A 17,397-nucleotide genomic window follows, 5' to 3' on the forward strand; every position below is an offset into this window, starting at 1 on the left:
ACGAGTTTCTTGCCTGCCACGAGGCTCCTTCCATCAGGCACACCATACACACGTGCACAGCAGGCTTGTCCAATCGTGGGGCGGCCACGCGCGTGTCCATCCCCTTGCGTTCTCCGGCGTTCGGAGCAGAATGTCTGCCATGAGTACCCAGACGAGTTACACCGTGAAGTTGACCGACGGTCCACTGGAGGGCAAGACGATCAGCGCCCGACTCAGCGACCACGGATCACCGACGCCCACCGTCGACGTGCCGAGCGGCACCGCCGGCAAGGTCTACCGGTACGCCCGCACGACCGGCGAGGAGTACGACGACTCCGGCGCCCCGAGCGCCGTCGACTACCGCTTCCTGGAGGCGGTCTTCACGACCGACTCCGGTCAAGGCTGACCGATCGCACCGCTACCTCTTAATAGGTGGCGGCCACGGGCACCCCGACGACTGCGCCGGAGGCCTCCGGCGGAGGTCCGGCTCTCGCGGCGACCGTGATGGCGCCGAAGGCCGTGTCGACAGTGGCGTCGACGAGGACGGTGACGCCCTCCACACTGCAGGTGCCGAGCGACGCGGCATTGCGCGCCGCGACCATGCGAGCAGTTTCGCAGGCGAAGCCTGGGAGACGGCCGGACGCGGTGTCGGCTGCCGCCAACGCGGCTGCGTCGGCTGCATTCGCGGCTCGCTGATGAGCGGCGAACAGCGTCACCACGGGCAGGGTCGCCAGGAGGACGGTGACCAGCGCGCCGAGGACGCCTGCCGCGAGAACCGACCCGGCTCCGGTCTCCTCCTGGATCCCGTTCTTCGCGCGGAGGACCAGGCAGCGCCACTTCACGCTCATCGGCCGTCACGCATGGCGCACGAGGATGCCGACACCGGGACGACGCCGGCCAGGCCGGATCCGCCGTCAGCGTCGACCCGCACGCACACGAGGTCGCCCTCCACGACGCTCGTCATGGTGGCCCCCGGGAGGACGCGGGCGACCCGACCCGCCGCGGTCCCGGCGTCGTCGCCTCGCCCCAGGCTCCGGGCGGCGTCCGCCGCCGCGTCGGTCGCGCGGAGCTGGGTCAGCCCGACCTGTACCGCGGAGAGCCCCATCGCCAGCACGAGGACGACGGCCGGGACGACCACCGCGAACTCCGCGGTCACCGCGCCGTCCTCCGAACGGCAGGTCGGTACCTTCAGCCGCACGGCTCAACCGTTCGCCGTCAGGGCTCGTCGGATGAGGTCGGTGAGGATGCCCCGCACCTCGTCTCCGCGGAGGATGGCGACGAGGAGCCCGGCGAAGCCGACGGCCGCCATCGTGGCCACCGCGTACTCCGCCGTGGCGGACCCCCGTTCGTCCTGCAGGACGCGCCGCGCCTCGCGCGTGACACGCTGCTCGACTCGACGACCGATCGTGATCATGATGTTCCTTCCCCGCACCGGAGTGCTGCGCTCGTGGCACGAACACCTCCATGTTCGGCGATCCCCTCCGGCTGCCGGCCGTCGGCAGTGAAGATGACGACGGGTCGAGCCCGCACGCCGGCTGTGGAGCGGGCTCGTCTTGCGATCACTCGCTATTCATGCTTGAGTAATAGTCATGGATGAACAGTTGGCGGCTCGCGACTCGCAACTCCTCCGGGGCGTGTTGCCGATGCTCATCCTGTCCACCGTGCACCGCGGCGAGACCTACGGGTACGAGCTCGTCGAGCGGCTCCGAGCCCTCGGTCTCGCCGATCTGGCGACCGGCGTCGTGTATCCGGTCCTCAGCCGATTCGAACGCGACGGACTGGTGACCGCGCGTCGGGTCGCCTCATCGGGCGGCCCAGCACGGAAGTACTACACGATCACCGAACGAGGAGACGCGGCGAGGCTCGACGCCATCGCCCGCTGGAGGGCGATGACCGACATCGCCGAACGAGGAATCGACCCTGAAGGAGCATCAGCATGATCGATCAGAAGCGCCCCACAGCGGACGACCTGCTCGCCGAGCGCGCTGCACGCGGGCTGAGTTTCGCGGACCGCTGGCGACGCGACTCGTACCTGCAGCGCCTCGACTGGCACCTCGAAGCCGTGGTCACGGGGCGGGAGCGCCGCTCGATCATCCGATCGCTCCGCGACGAACTCTCGGTCGATCGGCGACCGATGACGATCGCGCTGGCCGACCTCGGCTCACCACGTGCCCTGGCCGCCCGCTACGCCGACGACCCGGCCAGGTTGCGACCGACCTGGTCGATCGGGGTCGTCTGGGGCGGCGTCGCCATCCTCGCTTACTGGTTCTCGTTCGCCCTGTTCACCCTCGGGATGCTCGCGGTGGTCGAGCAGTCGACGCTCGATGAAGCACACGCACGGTTCTTCTTCGTCGACGTGCTCGCCTTCGCGAACGCGGACGGCATCGGTGTCGGCTGGTCAGGTGACGTCGCGTGGATCCTCGTGCCGATCGTGATCATCACCGTCGCCGTGCTCATCGGCGCACGCTGCTGGCGCGCACTGCCACGCTCCCGCGACTGAAGCAGTCCCGCGATCGGAGCACGGCGGGTCGGCGGCGTCCGGGGCGTCAGAAGCCGAGCGTCGTGGACGTGACGACACTGAGGAGGAGCGGAGCCACACCGACGAGGAGGAAGGCCGGCAGGATGCAGACCCCGAGCGGGATCATGAGGCGGGTCGCGAGGATCGCGGCAGCCCGCTCGCCGTCGGACCGCGCCTGGTCACGCTGCTGCTCCGCTTCACTGCGCAGCAGCTCGCCGGCGGGGATGCCCGCCCTGGCCGACAGAGCGAGGACGCCCGTGATCGTGGCACCGTCGTAGGGGACGGCGAACCGCTCGCACGCCTCCTCGACGATCGATCGGGCCGTCGGCGCCGCTCCCCCACCCGCCATCGCCACCGCGACCAGGTCGAGCGACAACCCCGGTGCGGGGTCGCGCCTGGCCGCCCGTGCGCTGAGTGCCGAACTCCAGCGCGCACCGACGATGAGGAACGCCACGCCGGCCGCGAGACAGCAGAGCCCAGGAGGTGTCGCGAAGAGCGTCCGCAGCGTGTCGAAACCGAGGGCCATCCCGAGGAGGACGGCGACGAGCGGCAACCAGAGCACCAGCCTCGCCGTCGCGGACGGTCCGGCGAGCGCCGTGCCGACGTCGCGACCGATGCGGTCCAACTCGCGCAGTGACCCGGCGAGGTCGCGCAGACAGACGCCGAGTGGCGCGCCGGTGATCGCAGCGACCTGCCAAGCGGCGGCCAGGCCCGCCCAGGCCGTCCGGGCGCCCGCACCGGTCTCCTGATCAGCGATGACGGCGATCGCCGCCGGCAGGTCGCCGCCATGCGCTGCAGCATCGGCCACCGCGGACAGCACCGCCGCGTCGGACCGATGATCGCTCGTCGGGCCGGCTTCGTCGTCCGGTTCATCCGTCGCGAGGCCGTCGGGCACCGCTGCTGATGGTGTCCGCGCATCGGCGTCCGCTTCCAGGGCCAGATGCCTCCAGGCGCTGCCGGGCGCGACGCCGGCACCCAGCAGCACGGCCAGGCGACGGGTGGTGCGCGCCACACGAGCGGGACCGTCATCGTCCGGCGGGGCCGCGCCGGGAAGCACCGCGAGCACCCGCCGCAGGACGCGTGACGACATCACGGCAACTCCTCGACGGAGAGGCGGTCGTGTTCGTCGATCAGGAGACGGCCGACGGCGACCACCTGCCGGCCGACAGGAAGTCGCGCCAGATGCACGATGAGTCCGATCGCGCTCGTCGCCTGACGCGCGACGGCCTCCTGACTCATTCCGGCGAGCGCACCGAGCGCCTCCAAGCGGGCGGGCACGTCGGTCACGGAGTTCGCATGGAGGGTGCCGGCACCACCGTCGTGCCCGGTGTTGAGCGCCGACAGCAGCTCGCGCACTTCGGGCCCCCGGCACTCGCCGAGCACGAGCCGGTCGGGGCGCATGCGGAGGGCCTCGCGGAGGAGGCGTTCGAGGTCGATGCCGCCGGCACCCTCCAGGTTGGCCTGGCGCGACTGGAGTGCGACGACATGCGGGTGGAGGATCCGCAGCTCGGCGACGTCCTCGATCACGACGAGCCGCTCGGCGGGTGAGGCGAGACCGAGCAGGGCGCCGAGCAGCGTCGTCTTCCCGGAGCCACCCGCGCCCGTGATGAGGATGTTCGTCCGGGCGGCGACGGCGTCGCGCAGCAGCTCGGCGACCGTCGCCGGGAACATCCCGGCGGCCTGGAGCGCATCGAACCCCAGCGCTTCGTCCCGCGGTACCCGGATGGACAGGAGCGTCCCTCGCGTCGACACCGGCGGGAGGACCACGTGGACCCGCACGCCGTCCTGCAGACGCACATCGACGCACGGGGTCGCCTCGTCGACGTGCCGCCCGCCCCTCGCCACCAGGCGCACCGCGAGCGCGCGGATGGTCGCCTCATCGGAGCGCCACCCCGCCTCACGGACGAGCCCGGCACCGTGGTCGAGCCAGAGGCCGGACGAACCGTTGACGAAGAGGTCGGTGACCCCCGGATCGGCGAGGTAGGGAGCAAGAGCCCCGAAGTCGGCGAGCGCCGTGACTCCGCGCGACTCGCCCGCACGCGCGGGTTCGGTGTCGGCCTCCGCTCCCGGCGGATCAGGAGGGGTGGCCTCGGGCGGGACGGAGACGACGAAGCGATCGGACATGCGCCGAGCGTAGAAGGGCCGGGTCGAGCCCCGAGGTGCGGGGCCCGGATCCCACGATCTCACGCAGAGGGCCCCGGTTGTGGAGCGGTGTCAGGCGGACGTCGACCCGCCTCAGCGGCCGATCGTCGAGGCGCGGATGACGAGGTCCGCGCCGATCACCGGGGCGGGTGCCACCGTCCGGCCCTCGATCCGAGCGAGCAGCTGCTCCGCACCAGCGCGACCGAGCGCCTCGCCGGGCAACCGCACACTCGTCAACGGCGGGTCGCTCACCACCGACGACGCCAGATCGTCGAACCCGACCACCGCGAGCTCACCCGGCACCGGCATGCCCATCGCCCGCGCCGACTGCAGCACCCCGTACGCGTGTGTGTCGGTCGCGCAGACCAGCGCGGTCACCCCGGCGTCGCGCCACCGCGGCCAGCTGTCGACGAACGCCGCGGCCGCCGCTTCGAGGTCGATGATGCTCTCCGCTCGATCGTCCGCGTGCACCCGCATCCCGCGCACGGCGGCCTCACGCTCGAGCAGCAGTCGACGCAGGAGGAACGTGTCCGTCGCCGTCCGCCCACCGAGGTACCCGAGCTGCCGGTGACCGAGGACGTGGAGGTGGTCGAGGAGTGCCCGGACACCGCCGAGGAGGTCGAAGTCGACGGAGACGGCGCGTCGGTCGGCGGCGACGGCACCGGACGAGGCCTCCGCCGTCGTCGTCGGGAGGCGGGGTGCGTCGAGCAACACGAGCGCGGTGTCGAGCCGGAGCTCATCGAGGAAGGCCTCGCTCGGCGCGTCGACCACGACCCCGGCCGGTCGGAGGGCCGCGAGTCGGCCGAGCGCCGCCGCCGTGGGCACGTCGCCCTCCCCGGTCACCGACACGAGCAGCTGGTACGCGTCGCCGAGGCCGGCCCTGAGCCCCCGGATCACCGCACCGAAGTAGGGGTTCGACGCATCCGGTGTCACGAAGACGACCAGGTTGCTCGACCCGCTCGCGAGCGCCCGCGCGGCGTGGTCGGCGACGTAGCCGAGCTCGGCGATCGCCTGGCGCACCCGTTCGGCGTTCTGTGCCGAGACATGCCCTGCATCCTTGCCGTTGGCGACGAGCGACACGGTCGCGACCGACGTCCCGGCTCGCTCCGCCACCATCGCCGCGGTGACGCGACGGGCGGCGCATGGCTGGGGATCGTTCGGTTCGAGGGGCACTCGTCGATCGTATCGGGGCCGCGGAACCCTGGGCCGAATGACCCGGTTTGGCGAACCTAAAGCGCTTGACATAGGCTGCTCCCGGCGGACCTGAAGCGCTTTACGTGCCGTGTCGCCCGCTTCCCCAGCACCCCAACGATGTGGAGAACCATGCCCCGCAAGATCATCCTCGACTGCGACCCAGGCCACGACGACGCGATCGCGATCCTCCTGGCACACGGCAACCCCGAGATCGAGCTGCTCGCCGTCACGACCGTCGTCGGCAACCAGACGCTCCCGAAGGTCACCCGGAACGCCCTCGCCGTCGCCCGCATCGCCGGGATCACCGACGTGCCGTTCGCCGCCGGTGCCGACCGCCCGCTCGTGCGCCCGCTCGAGAACGCGCCGGACATCCACGGCGAATCGGGTATGGACGGCCCCGTCCTCCCCGAACCGGCGATCGCCCTCGACGACCGGCACGCCATCGACCTCATCATCGACCTCGTCATGTCGCACGAACCGGGCGAGATCACCCTCGTCCCGACCGGCGGCCTGACGAACATCGCCCTCGCGGCCCGCAAGGAGCCGCGCATCGTGGAGCGCGTCAAGGAGGTCGTCCTCATGGGCGGCGGTTACCACGTCGGCAACTGGTCGGCGGTGGCCGAGTTCAACATCAAGATCGACCCCGAGGCCGCGCACATCGTCTTCAACGAGAGCTGGCCCGTCGTCATGGTCGGCCTCGACCTCACCCACCAGGCCCTCGCCACCCCGGAGGTCGTCGAGCGGATCGCCGCGATCGGCACCGGCCCGGCACGCTTCGTCGAGGAGCTGCTCGAGTTCTTCGGCACCACCTACAAGGACGCGCAGGGCTTCGACAGCCCGCCCGTGCACGACCCGTGCGCGGTCGCCTACGTGATCGACCCGACGATCGTGCGGACCGTCAAGGTGCCGATCGACATCGAACTCACGGGCACGCTCACCCTCGGCATGACGGTCGCCGACTTCCGCAGCCCGGCTCCGGACGACTGCAGCACCTGGGCCGCGACCGAACTCGACCACGCACGCTTCTGGGGCCTCGTCACCGACGCCCTCGAGAACATCGGGGAGATCGAGCTGTGAGCGACCTCCTGAACTCCACGAAGCCCGCCGTCCGCATCGGCGCCCTCATGACGGCGTTGCTCGCCGCGTGCATCGCGTTCCAGTTGAACGCCAGCATGCTGAGCCCCGCGCTCGTCAGCATGGCGCGCGAACTGCAGACCGACGACGCCACCATCGGCCTGTCGCAGACCATGTTCTTCACCACGGCGGCGCTGTTCTCCGTTTTCCTCCCCCGCCTCAGCGACATCGTCGGCCGGAAGCGTGTCCTGACCGGGATGCTCGTCGTCATGCTCGTCGGCACCGTCGTCGCGGCCCTCGCCGTGAACGTCGAGATGTTGTTCGTCGGCCGCATCATCCAGGGCGTGTCCGGGCCGGTCGTGCCCATCACCCTGCTCATGCTGCGCGCCGAGGTCACCGACCCGAAGCGGTACGGCGCCATGATGGGGCTCATCACCGCGGTCAACGGCGGCATCGCCGGGATCGACGCCCTCGCCGGCGGCTGGCTCGTCACGAACCACGGCTTCCGGTCCGTCTTCTGGACCATGGCCGTCGTCGCAGCCGTCGCGATCGTCTTCGTCGTCCTGTGGGCCGCGAACTCGCAGCCCTCGAAGGGCACGAGGATGGACTGGTGGGGCGTGCTCCCGCTCGTCGTGTCGATCGCCGCACTGCTCACCGCGTTCAACGAGGCCGGCAAGCTCGCGGCGGCGAACTGGTTGCTCGTCGGTGGGTTCATCGTGGTCGCCCTCGTCGCCTTCGGGATCTTCTGGACCGTGGAGAACCGGGTCGCCGAACCGCTGGTCGCCACGAGACACCTCCGCCAGCGCAGCACCTGGGCGCTCCTGCTCACGACGCTGCTCACCATGACCGGGGTCTTCGCCGTCGCCAACGGCCTCGTCACCTCGATCGCCCAGAACGTCGACGCAGGCTTCAGCATGGAGGCCGACCTCGCCTCCCTCGCGTTCCTGACGCCGTACGCCCTCGTCGGCTGGCTCGTCGGCCCGTTCGCCGGTCGTCTCGCGCCCACGCTCGGCTACCTGAACGTGCTCCGCATCGGCCTCATCGGCAGCATCGTCTCGATCGTCATCATGGCGCTCGTCGGCGTGCACTCGCTCCCCGTCCTCATCGCGACGACCGTCCTCATCGGTGCGACCTACGCGGGCATCGGCAACATCATGCTCAACGGGCTGGGCATCGTCCTGTCGCCGAAGGAGAACCCGGGCTTCCTGCCCGGACTGAACGCGGGCGCCTTCAACCTGGGTGCCGGCCTCAGCTTCGTCGTCCTCCCCGCCGTCCAGATCGCCGTCGCGCCCGCCGGAGGGACGTCGACGGCCGGGTACACGAGTGCCATGCTGGTCGGCGCGGGCATCACCGCGGTCGCCCTGCTGGTGTCGTTCCTCATCCCGAAGCCCGCGGGCGCCGAGGTCCGTCCGGCCGAGACCGCCTCGGCAGCCTAGGAAGGTCACCATGCAGAGTCCACGCATCGTCGTCGTCGGGTCCTTGAACGCGGACCTCGTCGTCCGCACAGCACGCTTCCCGCAGCCCGGGGAGACGCTCACGGGATCCGAACTCGCCGTCATCCCGGGCGGCAAGGGCGCCAACCAGGCGGTCGCCGCGGGCAGACTCGGCGGCGACGTCACCATGGTCGGCGCGGTCGGCGACGACGCGCACGGGTCCCTCCTGCGCGAGTCGCTCTCGAGCTCCGGTGTCGACGTCACCCGGATCGCCCGACGTGACGACGTCGCGACGGGCACCGCTGTCATCACCGTCGACGACGCCGGGGAGAACACGATCATCGTGTCGCCCGGGGCGAACGGCACCCTCACGCCGGATCGGATCGGCGAGGCGTGGACAGCGCTCGACGGTGCCGGCGTCGTCTGCCTGTGCCTCGAGGTGCCCATCGACACCGTGCTCGAGACGGCCCGGCGGGGCGCTGCGGCCGGGGCGCTCGTGCTCCTCAACCTCTCCCCCTACGGGCCGGTGCCGGAGGAACTCCTGCAGGCGACCGGCGTCCTCCTCGTGAACGAGCACGAGGCGGCCGACCTCGCAAGGGTCGACCCGGAGGAGGCCGGGTGGGAGGCGACCGCCACGGCGCTGCGCAGCCACGGCATCCGCCGAGCCGTCGTCACGACCGGGGCCGCCGGCAGTGTCGTGATCGACGGCGAGGCCGACCCGACGTCGGTTCCGTCACCGACGGTGGACGCCGTCGACACCACCGGCTGCGGCGACGCGTTCATGGGTGCCCTCGCGCTGCGACTCGCTGCCGGCGACGAACTCGTCGACGCGGCTCGATTCGCCTCGACCGTCGGCAGCTACGCGGCGACCGGGGCCGGCGCCCAGGCGTCGTACCCCGATCAGGAGCAGCTCGCGGCGTTCCTCGAGCAGCGATGAGACACGGGGTCCCGCGTGAACCGACGCGGGACCCTGCGGGGCCTCACCCGGCCGCGATCACCCAGAGGTAGAGCACCGCAGCAGCAGCGATCGCCCAGCTCGTGAAGCTGCCGACGAGGAACTCCTCCGCTTTCCCACCGACACCGCGATCCTCGGAGATCTCCGGGAAGCGCACGATGCCCTTGGCCGCGACGAGGGCGGCGATCACCATGCCGGTGCCGCTCAGCGCGAGGACGACGATGAAGACCCGTTCGAGCGGGCCGATGAGTCGGCCACCGAGCAGCTGCGTCGTCGGACGCCGCGGCGTGGCGCCCTGCTCGACGCTCCCCCACTCGCGACCGCGGATCCTGACCGTCCAGGCGGAGGCGGGCTTCGCGGCCGGTTGCGGCTCATCGTCCTCACGCGCGCGGCGCAGCGACGCCCGCACGATGAGGTTGCTGCTCCGCGTGAGGAAGACAAGGATCGACCCGGCTGCGACGGCGAGAGCCAGGGGCACCTCCTGCAGCACGCCGAGGTCGAAGCCCGCGTAGACCCGTGCGGCGGGGCTGTCGGCCGTCCCGCCCGCCCCGAACACGAGCGTGGACGCGACGACGAGGAGACCGAGCAGGAGCACGGGCCAGAGTCCGCGTGGTCGTGAGGTGTCCGAGGACGGCATGGCCACGATCCATCCGAGGGCGACGATGGCTGTCAGTGTCGGCCACCACCAGTCGAGCCCGAGGCCCAGCACGGCGAACAGCCAGACGACCAGCAGCCCGATCGCCGGCGACCAGCGCGGGCCCCGGATCAGTCCACGACAGATGTCGGCGACCCCGATCATGAGCAACAGGACGGCCGTGATCATCGAGTCGGCGCTCCGGCGAGCAGGTCGAGGGCCGAGACGAGCGCGGCGCCGCCCGATCGTTGTAGGTTCTGCGACACCGCGGACTGGGAGATACCGACCTCGAGGGCCATCGACTCCTGCGAGCGGCCGAGGAGCGCACCCGCGGCGAGCTGTCGCTGCCGGGGGTTCCGCATCTGATCGATCGTGTGGTCGCGCAGGGTGAGGAGTGCGTTCACGATGGCGTCTCCGTCCTGGGGCGATTCGCCCTCGAACCACGATCGCAGGTACGGCTGACGTTTGTCCTCCCGCCGATGCGCCTCGTCGATGGCGGCTCGGGCCCGCCACCAGGCGGAACCGTCCTGGATGATGGCGTCCTGCCCGGCATCGATGTCCGTGACCTCGCCCCAGCCGAGGCCGAACCGGCAGTCGACCCCGGCGGGGAACAGGAGTCGCGCGAGGGTGGTGGCACGCAGCGCGGTCGCGACGTCCGCGTACACGACCTGGAACTCGTCGCCGACCGTCGGACGCAGCGGCTGCTCGGCGGGCCACGTGGCCTCCACCTGGAGGAAGACGTCCTGGATCGTGCGTTGAGCGCGGGTGCGATCGTCGAGACGGCGGGAACCGACGATGTCGACGACGACGGCCAGGAGGAGATCGGTCATCTCAGAAGCATAGAGCTGATAGTGGCAGAACTATAAGCAATATTCGAATACTGTCCGGCCGCCACCTGCAGCCGGCACCGGAGACAGAAGAAGGCGGCACCCATTGGGGGGAATGGGTGCCGCCTCTACAGTGCCGGATTGGGGGGAATCGCTGGCACTGCATGCACGAATGTGTATTCGGCCGGGTCCAAGTGTACGCCAGTGGACGGGGAACACAAGCACTCAGACGACCCCAGATCGAGTGGTTTCCCTACCATGCCCAGATCATTCACAGAATGGGCCCACGAATTTGTTCGGATGAGTGACAAACCCGCAACCGAGAACGCGCTACGCTCGTGCATGGCACGGACTCGACCCGCCTCGGCAGCTCGAGTCAGGAACGCGGATTCGCAAGGGAGCGAGACACACACGATGAGCACTCAGATCGACAGCCTGCTGCACGAAGACCGACGATTCCCACCGTCGGAGGAGTTCGCCGCGCAGGCGATCGCCAGCGCCGAACTCTACGAGCGGGCGTCGAGTGACCGGCTCGCCTTCTGGGCCGAACAGTCCCGCGAGCTGCTCACGTGGAGCAAGCCGTTCACGAAGACCCTCGACTGGTCGAACCCTCCCTTCGCCACCTGGTTCGACGACGGCGAGCTGAACGTCGCATACAACTGCCTCGACCGGCATGTCGAGGCCGGCAACGGCGACCGCGTCGCCCTCCACTGGGAGGGCGAGCCCGGCGACACCCGCACGATCACCTACGCCGAGCTCACGGCAGAGGTCAAGCGTGCGGCCAACCTGTTCACCAGCCTCGGCGTCGAAGCCGGCGACCGGGTCGCCATCTACCTGCCGATGATCCCGGAGGCGATCGTCTCGATGCTCGCCGTCGCCCGCATCGGCGCGGTCCACTCGGTCGTCTTCGGCGGGTTCAGCGCGGACAGCCTGCGCTCCCGCATCGACGACGCCGAGGCCAAGCTCGTCATCACCGCCGACGGCGGCTACCGCAAGGGCAAGGTCTCCGCGCTCAAACCCGCCGTCGACGCGGCGCTCGCGAGCCGCGGCGAGCTGCCCGAGCAGACGACCGTGGACCACGTGCTCGTCGTCCGTCGCGGCGAGAACGAGGTCGAGTGGACGACCGGACGCGACCTCTGGTGGCACGAGGCCATCGCCGAAGCCGAGCCCGAGCACGACGCGCAGCCGTTCCCCGCCGAGCAGCCGCTCTTCATCCTGTACACCTCCGGCACCACCGGGAAGCCGAAGGGCATCCTGCACACCTCGGGTGGCTACCTGACGCAGACGGCGTTCACCCACAAGAACGTCTTCGACCTGCACCCCGAGACCGACGTGTACTGGTGCACGGCCGACATCGGCTGGATCACCGGTCACAGCTACGTCACCTACGGACCCCTCGCGAACGGCGCGACGCAGGTGCTCTACGAGGGGACGCCGGACGCGCCGCACCCGGGACGCTGGTGGGAGATCATCGAGAAGTACGGCGTCAGCATCTTCTACACGGCTCCGACGGCGATCCGCTCGTTCATGAAGCTCGGTCGCAAGATCCCGAAGCAGTTCGACCTGTCGTCGCTCCGTCTGCTCGGCTCGGTGGGTGAGCCCATCAACCCCGAGGCGTGGATGTGGTACCGCAAGATCATCGGCAACAAGGTCGCGCCGATCGTCGACACCTGGTGGCAGACGGAGACCGGGGCGATCATGGTGTCGGCCCTCCCCGGTGTCACGTCGACCAAGCCCGGCAGCGCGCAGGTCCCGATCCCGGGCATCGCCATCGACGTCGTCGACGACGCCGGTGGCGCGGTCGGTGCCGGCGGCGGTGGACTCCTCGTCGTGACCGAACCGTGGCCGTCGATGCTCCGCGGCATCTGGGGTGACCCCGAGCGGTTCAAGGAGACCTACTGGGAGAAGTTCTGGGACGTCGAGGGCGGCCCGTTCTACTTCGCCGGCGACGGTGCCCGACTCGACTCCGACCGCGACGTCTGGCTGCTCGGCCGCGTCGACGACGTCATGAACGTCTCCGGGCACCGACTCTCGACCGCAGAGATCGAGTCGGCACTCGTCGCCAACGAGATGGTGGCCGAGTCCGCCGTGGTCGGTGCGGCCGACGAGACCACCGGGCAGGCGGTCGTCGCCTTCGTCATCATCAAGGAGTCCCACCTCGAGCAGGCGTCCGGGCTCGCGGACATCACCGGGGCACTCCGCAGCTGGGTCGGCGAACAGATCGGTCCGATCGCCCGCCCACGCGAGGTCTACCTCGTGAACGAGCTGCCGAAGACGCGTTCGGGGAAGATCATGCGTCGTCTCCTCCGCGACGTGGCCGAGGGCCGCGAGGTGGGCGACACCACGACGCTCGCCGACACCACGGTCATGCAGATCATCACCGACAAGATGGTGAAGAGCACGTAACGAGTCGCTACAAGCACGAGAGCCGGACGGAATCGCTGATTCCATCCGGCTCTCGTGCATGTGGCGACCGCCTCCCAGGCACGCATCACGACCTGGCCATCCACATCCGGTCCGCTCCCACCGGCGGTCACACCCCGCCTGCATCAAGCTGCCGGCATGGACCTCATCGGATGGCTGGATCGACACGACGGCATCGCTGAACGCCGGGAGGCGATCGAGCTCGGCGCGACACGAACGCAGATCGACTCCGCTCTCAGAGCCGGCACCCTCCGACTCATTCGTCGCCGATGGCTCGCGACGGCCACCGCGCCGACCGCTCTGACCACGGCGGCAGCGCGGGGAGGGAAGCTGACGTGCCTCAGCGCGGCTCGCGCGCTGGGACTCTGGGTAATCGACGACGGGCTCGTCCACGTGAGCGTCAGGGCGAGTTCATCGGAACCCTCACCTCCCGAGGTGAAGCTCCACTGGATGCGCACGCCGCCAGGCGCGAGTAGCCGTCGACTGGTCGAGCCCGTCGAGACGACCCTCATCCACTTGGCGACCTGTCAACCATTCGAATCCGCGCTGACGACGGCCGAGTCCGCGATTCGCATGGGACTCATCGACCGTGACCACCTCGTGCGGTTGGAGACTCGTTCGACGCGCTTCCGCGCCGTCGTCGCGGAATGCACTGGCTTGGCGGACTCGGGCATCGAGACGATCCCCAGAATCCGACTCGAGCGGATCGGATTGCGCATGGAGCAACAGGCCGTCGTCGACGGCCACCGCGTCGACGGTCTCATCGGCCGTCGCCTCGTTCTGCAGTTCGATGGGCATACCCCGCACCAGCAACCGCAGCAGCGGAGTCGGGACCTGCGCCAGGATCGGCGATTGGTGTTGCTCGGCTACACCGTGCTGCGTTTCAGCTATCAGCAGGTGATGCATGAGTGGGAGCGGGTGGAGCAATCCGTGGTGGCTGCCGTCGCTCAAGGGCGGCATCGCTGAATGCACGAGAGCCGGACGGAATCAGTCGTTCCGTCCGGCTCTCGTGCATGTGGCGCGGCGAGGCGCTACGCGAACTCGACGATGAGCTCCACCTCGACGGGCGAGTCGAGCGGGAGCACGGCGACGCCGACGGCGGACCGGGCGTGCACGCCGAGGTCGCCGAAGATCTCGCCGAGGACCTCTGACGCACCGTTGATGACGCCGGGCTGGCCGGTGAACGCCGGGTCGGAGGCGACGAAACCGACGACCTTCACGACGCGGGTGACGCGGTCGAGCGAACCGATCTGGCTCTCCACCGCGGCCAGCGCATTGAGGGCGCACGTCCGGGCGTACGCCTTCGCGTCGGCGGGCGAGACGAGTCCGTCGCCCTCACCGACCTTGCCGGTGGCGGGGAGCTTGCCGTCGGTCATGGGCAGCTGGCCCGAGGTGAAGACGTGCTCGCCGGAGACCACCGCGGGGATGTAGGCGGCGACGGGCGGGACGACGGTGGGCAGGGTGATACCGAGCTCGGCGAGTCGGTCGGCGATCTGGGACATGGGGGTTCCTCCGGGACGTCGGGTCAGTCGGCGATGGGGCGCTTGAGGTAGGCGACGAGCCCACCCTCCGGACCGGTGACGACCTGGACGAGCTCCCAACCCTCCCCGCCCCAGTTGTTCAGGATGGCAGCCGTGTTGTGGATCATCAACGGCGTGGTGAGGTACTCCCAGCGGGTCATGTCTCTCCTCGATCGGGCGCTCCGCACGGAGAGGCGGAGGCGCAGGGGATGTTCATGGCGAGCCCCAAGTGAAGCTCGCTCACAGTTTCCCCGCTTACCTTCGATCCTATGCCTGAACCACGTACCCCCGCGAAGACGGTCGCACAGAGCGTCCTCGGCTTCGTCGGCTTGAGCGTCGCCGCCGGTGTGCTCGCCACCGCCGCGGTCACCCCTGCCATCGCGATGACCGGTCTCGCCACCTCCACGGGCATCTCCGTCTTCGACGGCCTCCCCGACTACCTCCAGCTCGACTCGCTCGCCCAGAAGTCGAGCATCTACGCCAAGGACTCCGCCGGCAACCCGGTGCTGCTCGCGTCCTTCTACGACCAGAACCGGATCGAGGACAGCTGGGACCAGATCTCCCAGTTCGCCAAGGACGCCGCGGTCTCGGCCGAGGACCCCCGCTTCTTCGAGCACGGTGGCATCGATCTCGCGGGCACTGTCCGCGCGGTCGTCAACAACGCCGCCGGTGGGTCGACGCAGGGTGGCTCCTCCATCACGCAGCAGTACGTGAAGAACGTCCTGGTGCAGAAGGCGGAGGCCATCCCCGACAAGGCGGAGAGCGATGCGGCCTACGAGGAGGCGACCGCGACGACCCCTGAGCGCAAGCTCAAGGAGATGCGACTCGCGATCGGTCTCGAGAAGACCTACGGCAAGGAGGACATCCTCCGCGGGTACCTCAACATCTCCGGCTTCGGCGGACGCGTCTACGGGATCGAGGCCGCGTCCAACTACTACTTCAACACCACTGCGGCGAACCTCACGCTGGAGCAGGCAGCGACGCTGCTCGCGATCGTCAACAACCCCGAGAACCTGAGGATCGACAAGCCCGACAGCGCCGACAACGGCGCGGCGAACGGCTACGCCCTGACGAAGACGCGACGGGACTACGTCCTCGACCAGATGCTCAAGGAGCAGAAGATCTCACAGGAGCAGCACGATGCCGCGGTGGCGATCCCGATCACCCCGACGATCGTGCCTCCCATCACCGGCTGTTCCGCGGCCGGGTCCTCCGCCTACTTCTGTGACTACGTGACGAACGTGCTCCAGAACAACGAGATCTTCGGCGCCACTCAGGACGAACGGTGGACGAACTTCAAGCGCGGCGGCTACAGCGTCTTCACGACCCTCGACCTCGATCTGCAGAACGCATCGCAGGCCGCGATCGACGAGTACGTGCCGAAGACGACCACTGAACTCGACCTCGGTGCCGTCTCGGTGAGCGTGCAGCCAGGCAGCGGGCGGATCCTCGCCATGGCCCAGAACAAGGACTACTCGCAGGATCCCGACGTGCTCGCGACGGGCTCGAACTACAGCGCGATCAACTACAACACCGATCAGGCGTACGGCGGCTCTGCTGGCTTCCAACCCGGGTCGACGTACAAGATCTTCACCCTGACGGACTGGCTGAAGTCGGGCAAGGGCGTGAACGAGTCGATCAACGCCAACCGGAGATCCGACTGGGGCACCTTCACCAACAGTTGCGTCCCGGGTGGGACGGAGCAGGCGGAGGCCGGGTGGAGTCCGCGGAACGACGAGGGCGAATCGGGGTCCTACACCGTGAGACGCGCGACGCAGCAGTCGATCAACACCGCGTTCATCGCGATGGCGCAGGAGCTGGACCTCTGCGACATCAGCAAGACCGCTGAGTCGATGGGCGTGCACCGTGCCGACGGCGCTCCACTGAACAACTCCCCCGCCACCGTGCTCGGCACGAACGAGGTCGCTCCGCTGAGCATGGCGACCGCCTTCGCGACGCTCGCCGCCGGTGGCAAGACGTGCGACCCGATCGCGATCGACTCGATCACGAAGCCCGACGGTTCCACCGCCGAGGTCCCCTCCGCCAATTGCCGCCAGTCGGTCGACGCGAAGGTGGCGGCCGCAGCCGACGACGTCCTCCAGGGTGTCGTGTCGAGCGGCACCGCGTCCGCCTCAGGCGCCCGCACCGACGGCGTCGGTGAGCTGATCGGCAAGACCGGGACCACGGACAACGCCGAGGCGACCTGGATGAGCGGTGCGAGCACGACGGTCGCGACGGTCGTCGGCACCTTCAACGTCAGCGGACACGTCAACCTCCGCGACACCTACATCGACGGCACCCAGGTCGCGTCCATGCGGCACTACATCTGGCCCCAGATCATGTCGGCCGCGCTCGCCAAGTACCCGGGCGGCGACTTCCCCGCGGCCGACCGGGCGACCTTGCAGGGCGACGGCTCGGGGACCAGCGAGGAAGACTCGACGCCTGCGCCGACACCCACCACCGACCCGACGCAGGCCCCGAGCGAAGCGCCGACACCGGCACCGGGCGACAGCGGGGACACCGATGGGACCGGAGAGGACGGCGGGCCCGCAGCCCCGGGGAACGTCCCGGGGAACGGCGGCGGAGCCGGGAACGGGAACGGGAACGGCTCGCCCGGATGATCCGATGCAGCTGCCGGTCGCGTGCCGAGCGGTAGCCGCATCAGCTCGCCCGGCGGCAACGATCGGGTTTCAACGC

Annotated in this window: 19 protein-coding genes; 9 read left to right on the forward strand and 10 right to left on the reverse strand. The window is 69.6% G+C overall.

Annotated features, from left to right (window positions below; all coding sequences use genetic code 11):
- The first annotated feature begins 139 nt into the window (after positions 1–139).
- Positions 140–385: a hypothetical protein gene (locus B9Y95_RS13485; RefSeq protein ID WP_064294660.1), complete on the forward strand. Its 246-nt coding sequence runs from the start codon at positions 140–142 to the stop codon at positions 383–385.
- Between the two features lie 19 nt (positions 386–404).
- Here B9Y95_RS13485 and B9Y95_RS13490 read toward each other — a convergent pair whose 3' ends face one another.
- Genes B9Y95_RS13490 through B9Y95_RS13500 form a run of 3 tightly spaced genes read right to left on the reverse strand, consistent with a single transcriptional unit; the run spans position 405 to position 1,393 of the window.
- Positions 405–827: an Rv3654c family TadE-like protein gene (locus tag B9Y95_RS13490; protein ID WP_085512412.1), complete on the reverse strand. Its 423-nt coding sequence runs from the start codon at positions 825–827 to the stop codon at positions 405–407.
- Positions 824–1,135: a TadE family type IV pilus minor pilin gene (locus tag B9Y95_RS13495; protein ID WP_159453408.1), complete on the reverse strand. Its 312-nt coding sequence runs from the start codon at positions 1,133–1,135 to the stop codon at positions 824–826. The genes B9Y95_RS13490 and B9Y95_RS13495 overlap by 4 nt, the downstream gene beginning before the upstream one ends.
- Before the next feature lie 45 nt (positions 1,136–1,180).
- On the reverse strand, positions 1,181–1,393 hold the full coding sequence (locus B9Y95_RS13500) for a DUF4244 domain-containing protein (RefSeq protein WP_085512415.1): 213 nt from the start codon (positions 1,391–1,393) through the stop codon (positions 1,181–1,183).
- A gap of 175 nt (positions 1,394–1,568) precedes the next feature.
- On the opposite strand from B9Y95_RS13500, the gene B9Y95_RS13505 reads away from it, so the two are divergent.
- Positions 1,569–1,919 (forward strand): PadR family transcriptional regulator, encoded by a 351-nt coding sequence (locus B9Y95_RS13505; protein ID WP_085512417.1) that lies wholly within the window; start codon positions 1,569–1,571, stop codon positions 1,917–1,919.
- On the forward strand, positions 1,916–2,479 hold the full coding sequence (locus B9Y95_RS13510; protein WP_234994108.1) for a hypothetical protein: 564 nt from the start codon (positions 1,916–1,918) through the stop codon (positions 2,477–2,479). Before B9Y95_RS13505 ends, B9Y95_RS13510 begins: the two co-directional genes overlap by 4 nt.
- A gap of 46 nt (positions 2,480–2,525) precedes the next feature.
- Here B9Y95_RS13510 and B9Y95_RS13515 read toward each other — a convergent pair whose 3' ends face one another.
- From B9Y95_RS13515 to B9Y95_RS13525, 3 genes are all read right to left on the reverse strand, one after another.
- Positions 2,526–3,587: a type II secretion system F family protein gene (locus B9Y95_RS13515; protein WP_085512419.1), complete on the reverse strand. Its 1,062-nt coding sequence runs from the start codon at positions 3,585–3,587 to the stop codon at positions 2,526–2,528.
- Entirely contained in the window at positions 3,587–4,621 is a 1,035-nt protein-coding gene (locus B9Y95_RS13520; protein WP_085512421.1) for a TadA family conjugal transfer-associated ATPase, read from the reverse strand. The genes B9Y95_RS13515 and B9Y95_RS13520 overlap by 1 nt, the downstream gene beginning before the upstream one ends.
- A gap of 111 nt (positions 4,622–4,732) precedes the next feature.
- Positions 4,733–5,812 carry a LacI family DNA-binding transcriptional regulator gene (locus tag B9Y95_RS13525; protein ID WP_327083101.1) on the reverse strand — a complete coding sequence of 360 codons (1,080 nt, stop codon included), beginning with the start codon at positions 5,810–5,812 and terminating at the stop codon, positions 4,733–4,735.
- Between the two features lie 150 nt (positions 5,813–5,962).
- On the opposite strand from B9Y95_RS13525, the gene uriH reads away from it, so the two are divergent.
- The 3 genes from uriH to B9Y95_RS13540 are packed head-to-tail and all read left to right on the forward strand — an operon-like array spanning position 5,963 to position 9,277.
- Entirely contained in the window at positions 5,963–6,910 is a 948-nt protein-coding gene (gene uriH, locus B9Y95_RS13530; protein WP_079003118.1) for a uridine-preferring nucleoside hydrolase UriH, read from the forward strand.
- Positions 6,907–8,343: a uridine transporter UriT gene (gene uriT, locus B9Y95_RS13535; protein ID WP_412458825.1), complete on the forward strand. Its 1,437-nt coding sequence runs from the start codon at positions 6,907–6,909 to the stop codon at positions 8,341–8,343. Before uriH ends, uriT begins: the two co-directional genes overlap by 4 nt.
- Positions 8,344–8,353: 10 nt before the next feature.
- On the forward strand, positions 8,354–9,277 hold the full coding sequence (locus tag B9Y95_RS13540; protein WP_085512423.1) for a ribokinase: 924 nt from the start codon (positions 8,354–8,356) through the stop codon (positions 9,275–9,277).
- Between the two features lie 43 nt (positions 9,278–9,320).
- Here the strand turns inward: B9Y95_RS13540 and B9Y95_RS13545 are convergent, their stop codons facing one another.
- Together B9Y95_RS13545 and B9Y95_RS13550 are read right to left on the reverse strand one after the other, a co-directional pair.
- The gene (locus tag B9Y95_RS13545) at positions 9,321–10,118 is read right to left on the reverse strand and encodes a hypothetical protein (RefSeq protein ID WP_085512425.1); all 798 of its coding nucleotides are present in this window, start codon (positions 10,116–10,118) and stop codon (positions 9,321–9,323) included.
- On the reverse strand, positions 10,115–10,759 hold the full coding sequence (locus tag B9Y95_RS13550) for a SatD family protein (RefSeq protein ID WP_085512427.1): 645 nt from the start codon (positions 10,757–10,759) through the stop codon (positions 10,115–10,117). Before B9Y95_RS13550 ends, B9Y95_RS13545 begins: the two co-directional genes overlap by 4 nt.
- A gap of 411 nt (positions 10,760–11,170) precedes the next feature.
- Here B9Y95_RS13550 and acs point away from each other — a divergent pair, with 411 nt between their 5' ends.
- Positions 11,171–13,162: an acetate--CoA ligase gene (gene acs / locus B9Y95_RS13555; protein WP_085512429.1), complete on the forward strand. Its 1,992-nt coding sequence runs from the start codon at positions 11,171–11,173 to the stop codon at positions 13,160–13,162.
- Between the two features lie 453 nt (positions 13,163–13,615).
- Positions 13,616–14,146 (forward strand): endonuclease domain-containing protein, encoded by a 531-nt coding sequence (locus tag B9Y95_RS20700; protein WP_159453409.1) that lies wholly within the window; start codon positions 13,616–13,618, stop codon positions 14,144–14,146.
- Positions 14,147–14,211: 65 nt separating this feature from the next.
- On the opposite strand, the gene B9Y95_RS13565 is transcribed toward B9Y95_RS20700, so the two are convergent.
- Positions 14,212–14,682, reverse strand: coding sequence for a RidA family protein (locus B9Y95_RS13565; protein ID WP_085512435.1), 471 nt, complete (start codon positions 14,680–14,682; stop codon positions 14,212–14,214).
- A gap of 23 nt (positions 14,683–14,705) precedes the next feature.
- On the reverse strand, positions 14,706–14,861 hold the full coding sequence (locus B9Y95_RS20880) for a Sp36 family protein (protein WP_162852301.1): 156 nt from the start codon (positions 14,859–14,861) through the stop codon (positions 14,706–14,708).
- A 108-nt stretch (positions 14,862–14,969) separates the two neighbouring features.
- Between B9Y95_RS20880 and B9Y95_RS13570 the strand changes: the two genes are divergently transcribed.
- The gene (locus B9Y95_RS13570; protein WP_085512437.1) at positions 14,970–17,321 is read left to right on the forward strand and encodes a transglycosylase domain-containing protein; all 2,352 of its coding nucleotides are present in this window, start codon (positions 14,970–14,972) and stop codon (positions 17,319–17,321) included.
- Positions 17,322–17,397: the final 76 nt, after the last annotated feature.

Origin of the sequence: Plantibacter flavus (assembly GCF_900177615.1) — a bacterium.
GTDB classification, from domain to species: Bacteria; Actinomycetota; Actinomycetes; order Actinomycetales; family Microbacteriaceae; genus Plantibacter; species Plantibacter flavus.